At 34.6% G+C, this 14,918-nt stretch carries 20 protein-coding genes and 1 pseudogene; 9 read left to right on the top strand and 12 right to left on the bottom strand.

Annotated elements, in window-relative coordinates; translation table 11 throughout:
• Positions 1-199: 199 nt before the first annotated feature.
• Positions 200-289, bottom strand: a complete 90-nt coding sequence (locus NHG49_RS07115) for a hypothetical protein (protein WP_000608225.1) — start codon at positions 287-289, stop codon at positions 200-202.
• Positions 290-397: 108 nt separating this feature from the next.
• Positions 398-865: a GerW family sporulation protein gene (gene ytfJ, locus NHG49_RS07110; protein WP_064476678.1), complete on the bottom strand. Its 468-nt coding sequence runs from the start codon at positions 863-865 to the stop codon at positions 398-400.
• 203 nt (positions 866-1,068) lie between these two features.
• On the opposite strand from ytfJ, the gene NHG49_RS07105 reads away from it, so the two are divergent.
• The gene (locus NHG49_RS07105) at positions 1,069-1,461 is read left to right on the top strand and encodes a hypothetical protein (RefSeq protein ID WP_002007169.1); all 393 of its coding nucleotides are present in this window, start codon (positions 1,069-1,071) and stop codon (positions 1,459-1,461) included.
• A gap of 33 nt (positions 1,462-1,494) precedes the next feature.
• Here NHG49_RS07105 and NHG49_RS07100 read toward each other — a convergent pair whose 3' ends face one another.
• On the bottom strand, positions 1,495-2,838 hold the full coding sequence (locus NHG49_RS07100) for a TrkH family potassium uptake protein (RefSeq protein ID WP_000454120.1): 1,344 nt from the start codon (positions 2,836-2,838) through the stop codon (positions 1,495-1,497).
• A gap of 993 nt (positions 2,839-3,831) precedes the next feature.
• On the opposite strand from NHG49_RS07100, the gene NHG49_RS07095 reads away from it, so the two are divergent.
• Positions 3,832-5,067, top strand: coding sequence for a dicarboxylate/amino acid:cation symporter (locus tag NHG49_RS07095; protein WP_098111732.1), 1,236 nt, complete (start codon positions 3,832-3,834; stop codon positions 5,065-5,067).
• Positions 5,068-5,089: 22 nt separating this feature from the next.
• Here NHG49_RS07095 and NHG49_RS07090 read toward each other — a convergent pair whose 3' ends face one another.
• Complete coding sequence (locus tag NHG49_RS07090) at positions 5,090-5,245, bottom strand: hypothetical protein (protein ID WP_000184929.1); 156 nt, start codon at positions 5,243-5,245, stop codon at positions 5,090-5,092.
• 136 nt (positions 5,246-5,381) lie between these two features.
• Positions 5,382-5,801: a MarR family winged helix-turn-helix transcriptional regulator gene (locus NHG49_RS07085; RefSeq protein WP_000081442.1), complete on the bottom strand. Its 420-nt coding sequence runs from the start codon at positions 5,799-5,801 to the stop codon at positions 5,382-5,384.
• A 162-nt stretch (positions 5,802-5,963) separates the two neighbouring features.
• On the opposite strand from NHG49_RS07085, the pseudogene NHG49_RS07080 reads away from it, so the two are divergent.
• Both NHG49_RS07080 and NHG49_RS07075 read left to right on the top strand, forming a co-directional pair.
• A pseudogene (locus NHG49_RS07080) lies at positions 5,964-6,394 on the top strand (regulatory YrvL family protein).
• Between the two features lie 33 nt (positions 6,395-6,427).
• Entirely contained in the window at positions 6,428-7,015 is a 588-nt protein-coding gene (locus tag NHG49_RS07075) for a thioredoxin family protein (protein WP_002070995.1), read from the top strand.
• A gap of 29 nt (positions 7,016-7,044) precedes the next feature.
• On the opposite strand, the gene uppP is transcribed toward NHG49_RS07075, so the two are convergent.
• Positions 7,045-7,839, bottom strand: coding sequence for a bacitracin resistance undecaprenyl-diphosphatase (uppP, locus tag NHG49_RS07070; RefSeq protein WP_064476696.1), 795 nt, complete (start codon positions 7,837-7,839; stop codon positions 7,045-7,047).
• A 181-nt stretch (positions 7,840-8,020) separates the two neighbouring features.
• On the opposite strand from uppP, the gene NHG49_RS07065 reads away from it, so the two are divergent.
• From NHG49_RS07065 to NHG49_RS07055, 3 genes are all read left to right on the top strand, one after another.
• Positions 8,021-9,385 carry an MATE family efflux transporter gene (locus tag NHG49_RS07065; protein WP_064476697.1) on the top strand — a complete coding sequence of 455 codons (1,365 nt, stop codon included), beginning with the start codon at positions 8,021-8,023 and terminating at the stop codon, positions 9,383-9,385.
• Positions 9,386-9,455: 70 nt separating this feature from the next.
• Positions 9,456-9,629, top strand: coding sequence for a hypothetical protein (locus tag NHG49_RS07060; RefSeq protein ID WP_064476698.1), 174 nt, complete (start codon positions 9,456-9,458; stop codon positions 9,627-9,629).
• An 18-nt stretch (positions 9,630-9,647) separates the two neighbouring features.
• Positions 9,648-9,797, top strand: a complete 150-nt coding sequence (locus NHG49_RS07055; protein WP_064476699.1) for a hypothetical protein — start codon at positions 9,648-9,650, stop codon at positions 9,795-9,797.
• 63 nt (positions 9,798-9,860) lie between these two features.
• Here the strand turns inward: NHG49_RS07055 and NHG49_RS07050 are convergent, their stop codons facing one another.
• Entirely contained in the window at positions 9,861-10,379 is a 519-nt protein-coding gene (locus tag NHG49_RS07050) for a hypothetical protein (RefSeq protein ID WP_064476700.1), read from the bottom strand.
• Positions 10,380-10,462: 83 nt separating this feature from the next.
• Between NHG49_RS07050 and NHG49_RS07045 the strand changes: the two genes are divergently transcribed.
• Positions 10,463-11,365, top strand: a complete 903-nt coding sequence (locus tag NHG49_RS07045) for an aminoglycoside phosphotransferase family protein (protein ID WP_064476701.1) — start codon at positions 10,463-10,465, stop codon at positions 11,363-11,365.
• Positions 11,366-11,367: 2 nt separating this feature from the next.
• Here NHG49_RS07045 and NHG49_RS07040 read toward each other — a convergent pair whose 3' ends face one another.
• The 5 genes from NHG49_RS07040 to amaA all read right to left on the bottom strand — a co-directional run bounded on the left by NHG49_RS07040 (position 11,368) and on the right by amaA (position 14,437).
• A complete protein-coding gene (locus NHG49_RS07040; RefSeq protein ID WP_064476702.1) occupies positions 11,368-11,529 on the bottom strand; it encodes a hypothetical protein in 162 nt (53 codons plus the stop codon).
• Positions 11,530-11,627: 98 nt separating this feature from the next.
• Positions 11,628-12,401 carry a hypothetical protein gene (locus NHG49_RS07035; RefSeq protein WP_048561412.1) on the bottom strand — a complete coding sequence of 258 codons (774 nt, stop codon included), beginning with the start codon at positions 12,399-12,401 and terminating at the stop codon, positions 11,628-11,630.
• 24 nt (positions 12,402-12,425) lie between these two features.
• Positions 12,426-12,872 carry a flavodoxin gene (locus NHG49_RS07030; RefSeq protein WP_000041146.1) on the bottom strand — a complete coding sequence of 149 codons (447 nt, stop codon included), beginning with the start codon at positions 12,870-12,872 and terminating at the stop codon, positions 12,426-12,428.
• Positions 12,865-13,041, bottom strand: a complete 177-nt coding sequence (locus tag NHG49_RS07025) for a hypothetical protein (protein ID WP_064476703.1) — start codon at positions 13,039-13,041, stop codon at positions 12,865-12,867. Before NHG49_RS07025 ends, NHG49_RS07030 begins: the two co-directional genes overlap by 8 nt.
• A gap of 226 nt (positions 13,042-13,267) precedes the next feature.
• A complete protein-coding gene (amaA, locus tag NHG49_RS07020) occupies positions 13,268-14,437 on the bottom strand; it encodes an N-acyl-aliphatic-L-amino acid amidohydrolase (protein ID WP_064476704.1) in 1,170 nt (389 codons plus the stop codon).
• Between the two features lie 328 nt (positions 14,438-14,765).
• Between amaA and NHG49_RS07015 the strand changes: the two genes are divergently transcribed.
• On the top strand, positions 14,766-14,912 hold the full coding sequence (locus tag NHG49_RS07015; RefSeq protein WP_000440293.1) for a teichoic acid D-Ala incorporation-associated protein DltX: 147 nt from the start codon (positions 14,766-14,768) through the stop codon (positions 14,910-14,912).
• The last annotated feature ends 6 nt before the right edge of the window (positions 14,913-14,918 follow it).

The raw sequence follows: 14,918 nt of genomic DNA, 5'->3' as shown, positions 1-14,918 counted from the left end.
AATAATAATTTATAGGGTTTGTTCACAAAAGTTGTTGGTAAGACTACCCGATCTTTCGCAAACTTTTCGTATTACATTTATAAGATTTATTTACTTTATACTAGCTGTAACCGAGACACGAATTAAAATTTTAACACCAATACAATAACTTGTCAACATTTTTTACAAATTAAAAACAGACAGTAACGGTTTGTCTGTTTTAGAATGGAGCTTTTTCTTTTATTACATATACAACAAAACCGCTTACTAACATACATAAGCCAACTACTAAGTTTTTGATATTAATCATAAATTCCTCTCCCTTATTCCACACATCATATATATTTACAGTTCAATTATTCCGATCATCTTAAAGCGCACTTTTTCTAATATATCATAATTCCTAAAAAATGCAAGTTCACTTTTGGCGACCATTTACAAATTTATCTACAGTGCTTGGTACCGTATTTAAAGCCTTTTCAATTAAATGTGTACTACTATTGAGGTGTAATACTTGCACACCGTTAGAACCGACTACTAAAAAAGCAACTGGGCTAATAGAAACCCCAGCCCCGCTTCCGCCTCCAAATGGATGACTTTGCTTGTGCTCTTTATGCTGCCCTTGTCCGTTATTATGTTTTTCGGAAATAAAATCACCTTTAAAGTCACTTCCACCGGCACCAAAACCAAAAGCCACTTGAGATACTGTTAATACTACATTTCCATCAGCTGTTGAAACTGGACTTCCAACAATCGTATTTACATCTACCATTTCTTTTAAATTTGTCATTGCTGTTTTCATTAAATTTTCAATTGGATGTTCCATTATGTATTGCACCCTTTCCTCATTATTCTTTTTTATACTTTCCAAAATAGAGGAAGTCATACTAACTTTTCCTATTTCAAAAAAATAATTCCACTCTTCTAAGTGGAATTACGCCTTGTACAAGCTCGGATAAAGTAAAATTTTAATCAATGAGGTTTTGTTCATCACCCACTAAGTATTAACCCTTACCAATCGGGCGTTTGCGGGCCACAAATAGCGGGATAAAAAAGAAAAAGAGATGCATACTACTATTGAACCTTGTTATGAAAGGAGTCATGACTTTGACTGAGAAATTTGATGAGTATAAAAAAAGAGATAGAATAGATAGTGATTATAGTGACTATAAAGAAGAATATGCAGCTGAGGTTGCACCACAGCGCATTGATTATGATTACGATGAGAAAGATAATAAAGATGATGTAAGATCGTCCGCCGCTGGATCAACTGCTGGCTTTATCGCTCTTGCCTTATCTATCTTATCACTCTTTACCTTCCCAACATTATTTGGTCTTGTTTCTGTATTACTAGGAATTTACGCTTATAATCGCGGAGCTACTGTAACTGGTGGTATCGCTGCGATTGTCGGCGGAATTGCAGCACTCATTGCAATTTTATTCCGAGTAGCACTTGTCGGATTATTGTTCTCCCTTTTTTAAAAAGAAAAAGGTATCTCGCTTATGCGGGATACCTTATCCTGTAAATACATCTTCCGATGGATATTTGATTTTTTGTTTTGCTGGTCGCGCTAAAGAAAAAACAAGTGTTAACGGTCCAATTAATCCACAAAACATAACAAACATAATAATACATTTTCCAAACGCTGATAACTTTGCAGTAATCCCCATCGTTAACCCTACTGTTCCAAACGCTGAAATTGTTTCAAATAGTAACTGAATAAAACTAAAGTTTTCTGTAAGCATTAATACAAATACTGCTGCAAAAATGAGTATTTGACTGGCAACAGCAATGGCTAACGCTCTCGTTACTGTTGACATTTTTATAGTGCGCTGAAATAAAACGATTTCCTCTTTTTTTCTAAAGAAAGAAAGAACGGATGTAACTAAAATAACAAAAGTTGTTAATTTAATCCCTCCACCTGTTGATACACTTCCTGCACCAATAAACATTAAAACCATCGTAAATAATATAGATGATTCTTCCATTCCCCCGTAGTCAACTGTATTAAATCCAGCAGTACGAGGAGTAATACCTTGGAAGAAAGAAGCCCATAACTTTTCATTTAAAGGTAAATTCCCTAACGTCTTCACATTATTATATTCCAATACAAAAATCACAATCATTGCTATAACATTTAACGCTACTGTTCCAACAATCATGATTTTAGAATGAAGTGATAATTTTCGAAAGCTACGACTATACCATATATCAATTAATACGGTAAAACCGAGACCACCTATTACGATTAAAGAGCAAATCCCAATATTAATAATAGGATCTCCTACATACCTTGTTAAATTATCCGGCCATAGAGCAAATCCAGCATTATTATAAGATGCAATAACGTGAAAAATACTATAGTATACACCTTTTCCAAAGCCAAACTCTGGAATAAAGCGAAACGATAAAAAGATGACTCCAATAAGCTCAATACAAATTGAAAATATAAAGACACGCTTTACTAATTTTACAAGACCACCTATATTTGTCTGATTAAATGCCTCTCCGATTAATAATCGATGGCGTAACCCGATTTTTTTACCTAATACCCAAACAATTAAAATGGCAATTGTCATAAGACCTAAACCACCTGTTTGAATTAAAAACATAATAACAATCTCGCCAAACATCGTAAACGTACTTGCAGTATCTACTACCCCTAATCCCGTTACAGTTGCTGCTGACGTTGCCGTAAAGAAAGCATCTACCCAACTAATATGTACTTTCGTTGCGAATGGTAACTTTAATAACAAACCGCCAACCACAATTAAGCAGAAAAAACCTAATGCTAATATTTGTGGTGGATTTAATCGTATAAAACGATTATACAGCCCTTGTCTTTTTGTTACTTCCATATTCACTAACTCCCTTTTCCCCTCATAACTAAAGGCTTATAAGAAACCTTACATAGCGGGATAAACCTTATATTCTTATAATATAGTTGAGCATAATCCTTTTTTTTAAAGATTTCAACTTTTATTTATACTCGAACTCCACTTCATTTTATGACAAGAAACTTTCTATTATATTTATTCGTACTCTACAACTCTCGCAACAATCATTTTATATGTATCATTTCTCAAATTCTCATACCTTTCACTCTATGTTCACACCAAGGTCACTTCTATCTTTTATAGTATATATATCGAAGTTGTTCCTCCCTAATTTATAAGACATTCCCCAGTGTCTTGAACAACTTCCATCCCTAATTAAATTGACATAAATTGTCCCCTTCCTTGACCATCTCTTATGTGATGGTCTTATTTTTTATTTACTCTACCTCTTATCTAAAACTCCCTCTCTCTTTCACTCTATGTTCACACCAAGGTCACATCTATCTTTTATAGTATATATATCGAAGTTGTTCCTCCCTAATTTATAAGACATTCCCCAGTGTCTTGAACAACTTCCATCCCTAATTAAATTGACATAAATTGTCCCCTTCCTTGACCATCTCTTATGTGATGGTCTTATTTTTTGTTTACTCTATCTCTTATCTAAAACTCCCTCTCCCTTTCACTCTATGTTCACACCAAGGTCACTTCTATCTTTTATAGTATATGTATCGAAGTTGTTCCTCCCTAATTTATAAGACATTCCCCAGTGTCTTGAACAACTTCCATCCCTAATTAAATTGACATAAATTGTCCCCTTCCCTAGACCATCTTATGTGATGGTCTACTTTGTTTTCTAACTAGATTCCCCAACTTTTTTGCTTACTTTAGCAAAAGCAATCTATATTTAAACACAAATTTTTATACAAAATATTCAGAAAATAATGTCAAAACAAGTAGTTTTTCGGTACAATTAATGTAGAAAGCAATTTCACAAAAATAAGGGGGGTTTTATTGAAACAAACAAAAGCAATCTTAATTGCATTATTTCTCGGTTTAGTTGTTGGACTCACTTTAAATTTAGCTGCACCATCCATTTTTGAACCATTAAACCAATATGTGTTCAATCCACTTGGTCAATTGTTTATTCGCCTCATTAAAATGCTAGTTGTTCCTGTTGTATTCATTTCTATCGTGCTCGGAGCTGCTGGGCTTGGAGACCCGAAACAACTTGGAAGAATCGGCTTAAAATCAATTTCATTCTTTCTTGTAACTACAGCCGTTGCTATCTCTATTGCAGTTACATTTGCACTGATTATTCAACCAGGATCTGGCGGTAACTTTAAAACAGAAGGGCTTAAATATGAAGGGGCAAAAACCGAAACATCTTTCGTGGATACATTGCTAAATATCGTACCAGATAACCCAGCAAAAGCGATGGCTGATGGAAACATGTTACAAATTATTGCCTTTGCCGTATTAATCGGACTCGGTATAGCTATTTTAGGAAAACGGGTTCAAGGTATCCATTCATTACTTGAACAGGGCAACGAATTAATGATGTATCTTGTTAATCTCGTTATGAAATTAGCGCCAATCGGAACATTTGGATTGCTCGCTTCATCCGTTGGTAAAATGGGTCTTGCAGGCGTCGCTGCGATGTTCAAGTATATGATTGTCGTTATGCTAGTACTTATTATTCACGGCGTCTTCGTCTATGGCGGATTATTAAAGGTATTAGCAAAAGAAAGTATTGTCCGTTTCTTTAAACATTTCGGACCGGTAATGGCAATTGGATTTAGTACATCTAGCTCTAATGCATCTCTTCCGTTTGCGATGAAAACAGCACAAGAAAAACTTGGCGTTCCAAAAGCGATAAGTTCTTTTGTACAACCACTAGGTGCAACGATTAATATGGATGGTACTGCCATTATGCAAGGTGTAGCAACTGTGTTTATCGCTCAAGTATACGGAGTTGATCTTACTATGTCCCAATTAGCTGTCGTCGTATTAACTGCTGTACTAGCTAGTATCGGTACTGCCGGTGTACCAGGTGTTGGACTTGTAATGCTTACGATGGTTTTAAATCAAGTAAATCTACCAGTAGAAGGTATTGCCTTAATTATCGGTATTGACCGCATTCTAGATATGTCAAGAACAGCTGTAAATATTTCTGGTGATGCAATTTGTGCAATGATCGTCGCAAAATCAGAAGAAAAATATAATACAGATCAATCTGCAGCATCTTAAATCAAAAAAGGAGTGAAATGATTCACTCCTTTTTTGATTTACTTCCTTTTTTCGAACGATATTCTTTTCCTTTGTTATCATTACCAGTATCAAATTCCGCACTAAACTCTTGCTGAAATTGTCCTGATTTTGGTGAGCCTTGATTTCCGCTCCCTTTACTACCATTTCGATTTGTCATATTTTTGCCCCCTTCCTTTACTAGTAGTATGTTACATATTTTCTTTTTTATAATCTTTTACATACGAAAGAAGACCTTCCTCATATAAGGAAAGCCTTCTTCTTCAATACGTAAGCGTTTTCTTACTTGTAATGACTTAAATAAGTTTTTTAGAAATAGATATCATTATATTCATTTCTTCTTCTGAAAGCGCGGAGAATCTTTCTTGTAAATATTTCTTTTTCTCCCCTTCCATTTTTGCAACTAAATCTTTTCCTTGCTCTGTAATCTCTAAATATACAACTCTGCGATCTGATGTAGAACGTGAACGGGTTACAAAGCCTTTATTAATTAATTTTTCTGTAACAGCTGTAATATGACTATTCGACACATTTAACTCATTGGCTACACGTGATACCATTTCTTTATTCGTACGATTCAATATTCTAAGGACGATGAACTCATTCCACGGTATGTAACCACCAAATATCTTTCCAATATCATTACGCAACGTGCGGAACATAGCAAAAACATTTGTCGATAGTTCTTCCATTAATTGCTCTCGATTTTGAGACAACTTTGACAGCCCCTTTTATTTCATTTAGTTAAATAAAAACCTTATTAATAATTTTACATGAAATCTTACTTTTTGTCACCTTATTTTCCCATAATTCGTAGTTTTTTAATAGACATTTCATGATACAATAAAGTTGATTTTCCAGAAAAAGGGGATGGAATAATGAATGAAGAAGACAAATTTTCTAATCTCAATCTAAAAGATAAGACTTTGATTATTGGTTTTGTTATTCTGTTTCTCATTATAATTTTTGCATTTATATTCTTTGTATATGTAGGAATCTTTCATATTACAGGTATAGAATATTCATCAAGAACAGCTCTACTACTCTTTTTTTACTTATTCTTTTATTAGATGGTATTACATATTTTATATTTATTTTCTTTAAAGTGCTCTTTCATCCAATGATGATAAATATGCCCAATTGGCTCTCAATCGCTCTGCTCTCCATAATTGAAATTACGTTAGATTGGTTTGTCATACATACCGCCGACGACTGGATAGAGAGTGTACAAATGTCCAACATAGCTGAACTATGTGTCGCACTATTCCTTTACACACTCAATAAATTATTTAGTGATAAGAAAGAGTAAGAATACAAGCTTTTCTATATAAAAATTGGTACAATGAAAACAAATCATACTAAAGAGGTGTTACTTATGAACTTACAACAATGGGCTGATAAAGGTATGTCCTTTGATACATATGTGAATGAAATGAAAGTAAATCAATACGAGCTACTGCACATTTACAATAACTTTTTAATTCCAAATGAATTACTTCCTGTATTAGAAGAACGCCAAAATGATGGCTGGCGTGTTATCGTATTAACAGCTGATTGGTGTGGTGACGCTCTTTTATGCGTACCTGTTATGAAACGAATTTCTGAAGTTGCAAATATTGATATGAGATTATTAATTCGCGATGAAAACTTAGAATTAATGGATCAATATTTAACAAATGGAACAGCACGTGCCATTCCAATCTTTATTTTCATTGATAAAGATGGAAATGAACAAGCCGTTTGGGGACCACGCGCTCCAAAAGTACAAGAGTTAGTAACTTCAATGCGCGCTACATTGCCTGAAAAAGAAGATCCAACATTCGAAGAGAAACAAAAAGAAATGTACGCTAATTTCCGTGCCACATTAGCTGATGATACTTCTCTTTGGGAACATGTAATGGAAAGCATGATGGAAAAAGTAGTAAAATAAAAAAACTGCCGAACTCGGCAGTTTTTTTATTACATAATGAAGAAGAAATAGAATACCGCAGCTAAAATGAAACGGTAGTAAGCGAACGGTGTTAGTTTTACACGACCTAATAATTTTAAGAATGAAACAATTGCAAGCATCGCAACAACGAATGCTGTAATAAATCCTGTTGCAAATAATGGGATATCAGCCGTACTTAATATATCCCAGCTTTTAATTAAATCTAAACCACTTGCAGCTACCATCATTGGTACTGCTAAAATAAATGTATATTCAGCCGCCGCTGTATGTGACACGCGAGCTAATAAACCACCACTTATTGTAGAACCAGAACGAGAAAATCCTGGCCAAAGCGCTAAACATTGGAACATTCCAATTGTAAAAGCTTGCTTATATGTGATTTCATCTAATGTTCTTGCTGTACTTGGTTTCGAAAACTTCTCAGCAACAATCATTAAAATACCACCAGCCACTAAACTGATGACAACTGGGCCTGGCCCAAATAAAACTTCTTTAATCGCACTATGGAACAATACGCCAAGTACGCCGGCAGGAATCATCCCGATAATAATATGTAATAAATTTAACGATGGTCCCTCGGTTACTTTCCCTATACCTACTAAAGACCATAGACGCTTCCAAAATATAACAACAACTGCTAAAATCGATCCCAATTGAATAACAACTTCGAAAACTTTCGCTCTCTCGTCGTCAAATCCAAGTAAATGACCTGTTAAAATCATATGTCCTGTTGATGAAACTGGTAAAAACTCTGTTAAACCTTCAACAGCCCCCATGATTATTCCAATTAACCAATCAGCCACGAGTAGTGCCTCCTTAATAACGAATATGTAATTTTTCACACCTTATCATAATACCTTATCCCCTTTTAAAGTGCATCCTTTTTTTATTGATTGTACATGTTGTATGCGCATATTTCTTTTCTATTTTTTGATTAAATTGTATGATAGTAAGAGTTTGTTTTTTTAGCGGAAAGGGGATTTTATGAAAGAAACTAATTCATTCTCACAAAAATTAAAGCAATTTGTATTACTATTTTTCCCGATTTTCGTAACGCAAATGTCATTATTTGCAATGAGTTTTTTCGATACGACAATGTCAGGGCACGCAAGTCCTATTGATTTAGCGGGTGTTGCTATCGGAACAAGTATATGGCTTCCCGTTAGTACCGGATTAACAGGAATTTTAATGGCTACCACTCCAATTGTTGCACAGCTCATTGGATCCAAGAAAAAAGAGGATGTTCCCCAAGTTGTCATACAAGCAGTATATTTAGCAATTTGTGCTAGTTCCTTGGTCATCCTTATCGGTTTCTTCGCTGTTTCACCTATTTTAAACGGTATGCGCCTGGAAGAACCTGTGGAACGTATTGCGGCAAAATTTTTAAGTATTATTGCAATTGGAATTATCCCTTTATTTACTTACACTGTTTTACGTGGGTTTATTGATGCATTAGGAAAAACTCGCACAACGATGATCATTACATTACTATCATTACCAATTAACGTAGTATTAAATTATGTATTAATTTTTGGTCATTTCGGTTTTCCAAAACTCGGTGGTGTTGGGGCGGCAATTGCTTCTGCAGCAACCTATTGGTGCATTTTAATTATTACCGTTATTATTATTCGTACGAAAGAGCCTTTCGCATCTTTCAATATCTTTAAACAATTATATCGTCCTTCTCTTTCAAGTTGGAATGAATTCTTAAAACTTGGCGTCCCTATCGGATTTGCTATCTTTTTTGAAACGAGTATTTTCGCTGCAGTGACACTTATGATGAGTAATTTTAGTACGACAACAATCGCAGCTCATCAAGCAGCTATGAACTTCGCTTCCTTGTTATATATGACTCCTTTAAGTTTAGCAATGGCAATGACCATCGCTGTTGGATTCGAAGTTGGAGCAAAGCGATTCAATAACGCAAAACAATATGGATTTATCGGGATTGGCTTAGCACTTGCATTCGCCCTATTATATTCAATTCTTCTCTATTTCTTTGATGATGCAATTGCTTCTATTTATACGACAGATATACAAGTTCATCATTTAGCAAAAGAATTTCTTATATTTGCGATTTTATTTCAAATTTCAGATGCAATTGCAACTCCTGTACAAGGGGCACTACGTGGTTATAAAGACGTAAATGTTTCCTTAATTATGACATTAATCGCTTATTGGGTAATAGGTCTCCCTCTCGGTTACATATTAGCAACTTACACTGACTGGGCAGCAAAAGGATATTGGATCGGTCTTATTATCGGTCTAGCATTTGGCGCCACCTTCCTTCTTGTCCGTCTCTTTCAAGTTCAAAGAAAATATACAACAGAAAACCACCGCTCACGATAGAGGGGTGGGTTTCTTTATGCATATTTTTTCTTTGAACGTATAACATAATGAAAAAGAAAGGTGGATACATATGGACGAAAAAGAAAAAAAGCAATCATTCGATGAAGAATTCGCCCCTGAAATTTCACCTGCATATCGGCAAGATGTACATAAGACACCTAAATATAAAAACACTTCTTTTTTAATGGGCATTACCATTTTTGCCGCTGTGTTACTCGTACTCATCATTTTCGTTTATTTTTGATGGAAGGTGGTCTATTATATGAAGAAACAAAATTCCAATCGTTCAAAAAAAACTGTGAAAATAGAAAAAGGGTATGCAGGTGATTCTGTTCTTACTCAAAAACAAGTCGAGCAAGGAAATTTATATATTGCTCAAAAAGAACTTGGTCAACAAAATGAAAACCTTTAGAATCCCTCAAAGAACTGGGGGATTTTTTTATCCGCTATTTGTAGCACTGATTCATGTTTCACTTTATTGTACATACTGTTTTTGTTCTAACACCTTAAATATATTATTAACCTTTACAATTTTCATTTCATAATTCAATTTCATTTCGCTTCTCTTACCATTTTCAGTACCCGCAACGTACGCTGCAGTTTGATAACGAAAACTTTCATCCGTCACTTCACGTATGTCCTCGTTTATAAATTTATACTCTAAATCCCGAAACCGATTTGGATAATAATTTCCTATTAATTGTTCATATCCTCTATTTACAAATAGTTCTTCACCTTTTCGTTTCACATCTTCTTTATTATTAAGCCCAAACACTGATAATTGCTCTGTCACAAAATGTTCTCCTACCTTTTTCATTTCATTATGAGTTAAAGTTTCTATACTTTTGTTCTTTAATTCATTATTTAATCCGTACTGATCAATCAGTTTAAAGCTAGCAAAAACCTCTTCTTTATATGACCAAAACAATCCAAAAGCGATACATAAAGAAGTGATGAATAGTCTTTTCTTCATAATACTCCCGCCCCTCTTCATAATGATAGGTATATTTTAACATATAGAAAGAAAATTCTGATATCATAAAGTGGAATAAGTTAACATAGAAATGAGGAACAATTATGGACTCTTACAAACAATATATAAAAGAAGCTTTGCCTAATCTTTCTATACATTCATATAAACAAAATGAAGAAGGATGGGATAATGTAGCGGTTATTATCAATGATGAACTACTGTTTCGTTTCCCGCGAAAACAGGAATATGCAATGCGAATTCCGTTAGAAAAAGAACTGTGCACACTTCTCTCTTGTTCACTACATGAAATTGAGGTCCCACAGTATCACCTATTATATAGCAATAATGCTGATGCGGTTCCACTTTGTAGTTACTATACACTCATTCATGGTGAGCCGTTAAAACCAGAAATAGTTACTACACTAGAAAAACAAGAGCGGGAAGCACTTATTACACAATTAGCCACCTTCCTTGCGACTCTACATAGTATTCCTTTAAAACAAGGTACAACGTTAGGATTCCCTGTTGAAAAAACACTTACCTACTGGAAAAAGCTACAAACTAAGTTAAATCAGTATGTTACTAATAGTCTTACTTCGTTCCAGCAATCATCTTTAAATCGTTTGTTCGAAAATTTCTTTACTTGTATCGATACAACCACTTTTCAAAATACAATTATTCACGCTGATTTTACACATCATCACATTTTATTTGATAACCAAAATAAAGATATTTCAGGGATTATCGATTTGGGTGATGCTCAAATTGGAGATCCCGCCTTTGACTTTGCTGGGCTATATTATGATTTCGGGCATGAATTTACTACATCAGTATATGAACAATACTGTACACTTACTTCACACCATGATCCATTACTCATTCACCGCATCACGAGTTTTTATCGGTACAGCCCTTTACTACATAATATTATTTATAACTTTGAAACAAAGAATGAACTTGAATTCCTAGCAGGTACTAAAAAACTGAAACTAATACTACAGGGATGAGATTATATTCTCTCCCTATACTCTCTTTCCTCATACATCATTAACTTTTTATCCATTTCAACAATGACTTTATACAGTTGAAATGCTTGTAAAATTTGTAGTTGAATCCCAAAAGGAGCATTTTGTTCTTTTAACCATTGAAATACTTTCATTTCATCTTCCATTGATTATTCCTCCCTTTATTAAAATCTGCTACAAATATACGGTAAATGATGAAAAGCTTTTCATGTCAATAACAAAAAAGGATGCAAAATTGCATCCTTTAATGTACGATATTTTTCTTCTGCTTCGCTTCTTTCTTTACTTCTTCCCCTTGGCATTCCCTACGAAACGCACAACTCATACACTCAGAACGAAAATGACGCTCTGTATAATGCTCAGGTTGTTGCAACATTTCTTTCATTCTAGATAAATCAGCCATGCCAGTTATAATATCTTCCTGTTTCGGAATGTACTCATACTTAGTTCCTTCTATTAAATTAATAACTTCAATTTTTCCGGGAAGAATTCCGAAAGCTTTATAACTGAATACTGTCATTAACTTTTGACAAAGAGCAAGCATTTCCTCATCCGCATCGACAACATACTTTTTAATTACAAACGACTCAGTACTCCACTCACCAACTTCTAATGTCAATGACATGTGGACACCTAACTCTTCCATATATGTTTGAAATTTTTCATATAAAAATAACGGCGGTGTCTGACTATCATCTCTTTCAACAAACTGTAATAAGTGATCCGTTAACTTCGCTAACACAATATAATACTCCGTCTTTGAAGCAAACATATTAATCCTTACTTTTTTCCAATACTTTTCTATTAATATTAAAAGTACGATTTTCGTTTGTTGGCCCGCAGGTAGTGTGTAATATTCATTAATAATTCGATTCACAATCATTTGTGCGATTTGTTGCCATTCAAATGAAGAAGGTTCTCTTCTTTTTATATGACGGAAATAAAATTTATGCGGACAACGCATAAAATCATACAAATGATAATCTGTCATCGTTTTGATTGCGATTTTCTCATGCACTTGCTCTTCATCTCCCTTCTGCCATTAAGAAAGGTGTTTTACAAATTCAGCTCCAAACTGTAAACATTTTTCTACATCTTCATCTTCTGGCGTTAATTCTACTTTTAGTCCTTCTAACACAACTGCAGCTCCGCGCTCTTGTAGCTTTTCGATTAAAATGTCAACCGCCACGCCGTATTTCGGATAAGCCGAATCACATGATCCGAATACTGCCGCTTTTTTCCCGGTTAAATCAATAGAATCCATTGCATCATAAAAATCTAAGAAATCATCAGGAAGGTCACCATCTCCCCAAGTGTAAGCACCTAAAATAATTCCATCATACTGTTCTAGTATAGAAGCTTCTGGTGAATCCATAATATCGATAACTTCAATTTCATTTTCTGTTTCACGAATTGCACCCGCAATATGATCAGCCATTTCCTCTGTATTTCCACTCATACTTGCAAAAATCATTACTAACTTACTCAACTAAATCTCTCCTTTTACCTTGTATCTCTTTTTCTGTTGGAAGCGTACTCTTCTCATCTACATATTCAGAACGAATTACATTTCGTTGCCATTCCATATGCTGATCAACATCTTTATTTTTATCTTTTAATCCCCTCCGCAGAAGGTGAAATTTTTTTCTCATTAACATGTCTCATCCATCCTATTGATAATAATTATCAATTTCAACTACCCTTAGATTAATTGACAGTGATTATCAATGTCAATAACTATTTTTTAAAAAATGATTAAAATGTACAAGCTTGTCCGTTAGCTATTCATATACTATAAATGAGCATAGTTCTTTCTCAGCCCTCTCTGACGGAAAGAAATAAAAGCAACTGCGATAGAGCGCAGTTGCCTTTTTTTATACTTTTCTATGATTTTAGTAGTCTTATCGCTGTCTCTAAAAATAATTCCACTCCATAAATTAAAGCTGATTCATCTACATCAAATTTCGGATGATGATGCGGATAACAAGTATCTACCTTTTCATTCCCCGTCCCCAATTTAATGAAGCAACCCGGTGCCTTTCTTAAATATGCTGAAAAATCTTCTCCTCCCATAGAAGGTTCAAGCTTCACAACACGCTCATTCCCAAACAAATGTAGTGCACTTTCTTCTACTACTTTCGTAATATATTCATCATTAATAACCGGATCATATCCGTATCGATACGTATATGTATACTTTCCTCCATGTGCCTTTGTGATTCCTTTCACGATTTTCTCAATTTTCTCTTCTGCTTCTATTCTTAACGCTTGATTAAAAGAACGCACAGTTCCCATTAAAGTTGCTGCATTAGGAATAATATTATCAGCCATTCCCCCATGAAACTGCGTAACTGAAACAACTCTTTGCATGAAAGCACTTGTATTTCTTGATACGATATGTTGTAAATTTGTAATAATCTGCGCTCCGATAGCAATAGGATCTATCGTTTCTTCTGGCCTCGCCGCATGCCCTCCTTTCCCTTGAATTTCAACTGTAAATACGTCTGGTGCCGCCATCATCGGTCCATACGCAATTCCGATTTTCCCGCTCTCCAATCCAGACATAACATGTAAACCTATTACATAATCAACACCATCCATCACGCCTGCCTCAACCATTTCTTGTCCCCCGCCAGGATACACCTCTTCTGCGTGCTGAAAGAAGAGACGAATCTCACCTACGAAATCTTCCTTTATATTTGATAGCACCTCCGCTGTACTTAACAAAATAGCTGCGTGAGCATCATGCCCACATGCATGCATCATTCCTTTATTCGCAGACGTATAAGATTTCCTTGTCTCTTCTTGAATTGGTAAAGCATCTATATCAGCTCGAATCGCAACTACTTTCCCTTGTCCCGTCCCTCTTTTAATTGCTAGTACACTATACTTCGTCGGTCTCGTTACTTCAAAAGAAGAAAATGAACATAATGTATCATATATAAATTGTGAAGTTTCTTTTTCATGAAATGATAATTCCGGATATTTATGAAAATGCTGTCTCCACTTAATAATGTTTTCTTCTGAAATAAGATCCTTCCACATCCTCTTCATCAGAAATTCCTCCTCTTATGAAACTTTAACAATTCATACATTAACTATGAAAAACTCAAACAAATATTACATTTCTATACATTCTCCCAGACCACTTTTATACATTCACACAATCCACTTCCTATTTACATGTCAAACCCATTACAAATTCATACTGAATGTAATATAATTGCTAAGTTAGGGATTTTCTTTTTTAGTATTTAGTGCTAATATCAGAAAAGAGCCTTTTGACTTATTTTTACCTAAAATGTGGAATTTTGTTTTTTTCACAATAATGTAGGACATGATACCTACAAAGAGCTATCATTTCATTAAGAGAGGGAAAGACATGGAAAGATTAAAAGAGATATGGTCTCGACCACTCACACAATGGGTTGCAAAGACGGTTTATTACCTTGCAATTTTATTTGCATTGCTTTGGTTGTATGGATTCCATGATACAAACACAAGTACATTTATTTACAACGAATTTTAGGGTGGG

It is taken from the genome of Bacillus sp. IBL03825 (assembly GCF_024712505.1).
GTDB classification, from domain to species: Bacteria; Bacillota; Bacilli; order Bacillales; family Bacillaceae_G; genus Bacillus_A; species Bacillus_A wiedmannii.
This window is presented reverse-complemented; position numbering and strand designations above follow the sequence as displayed.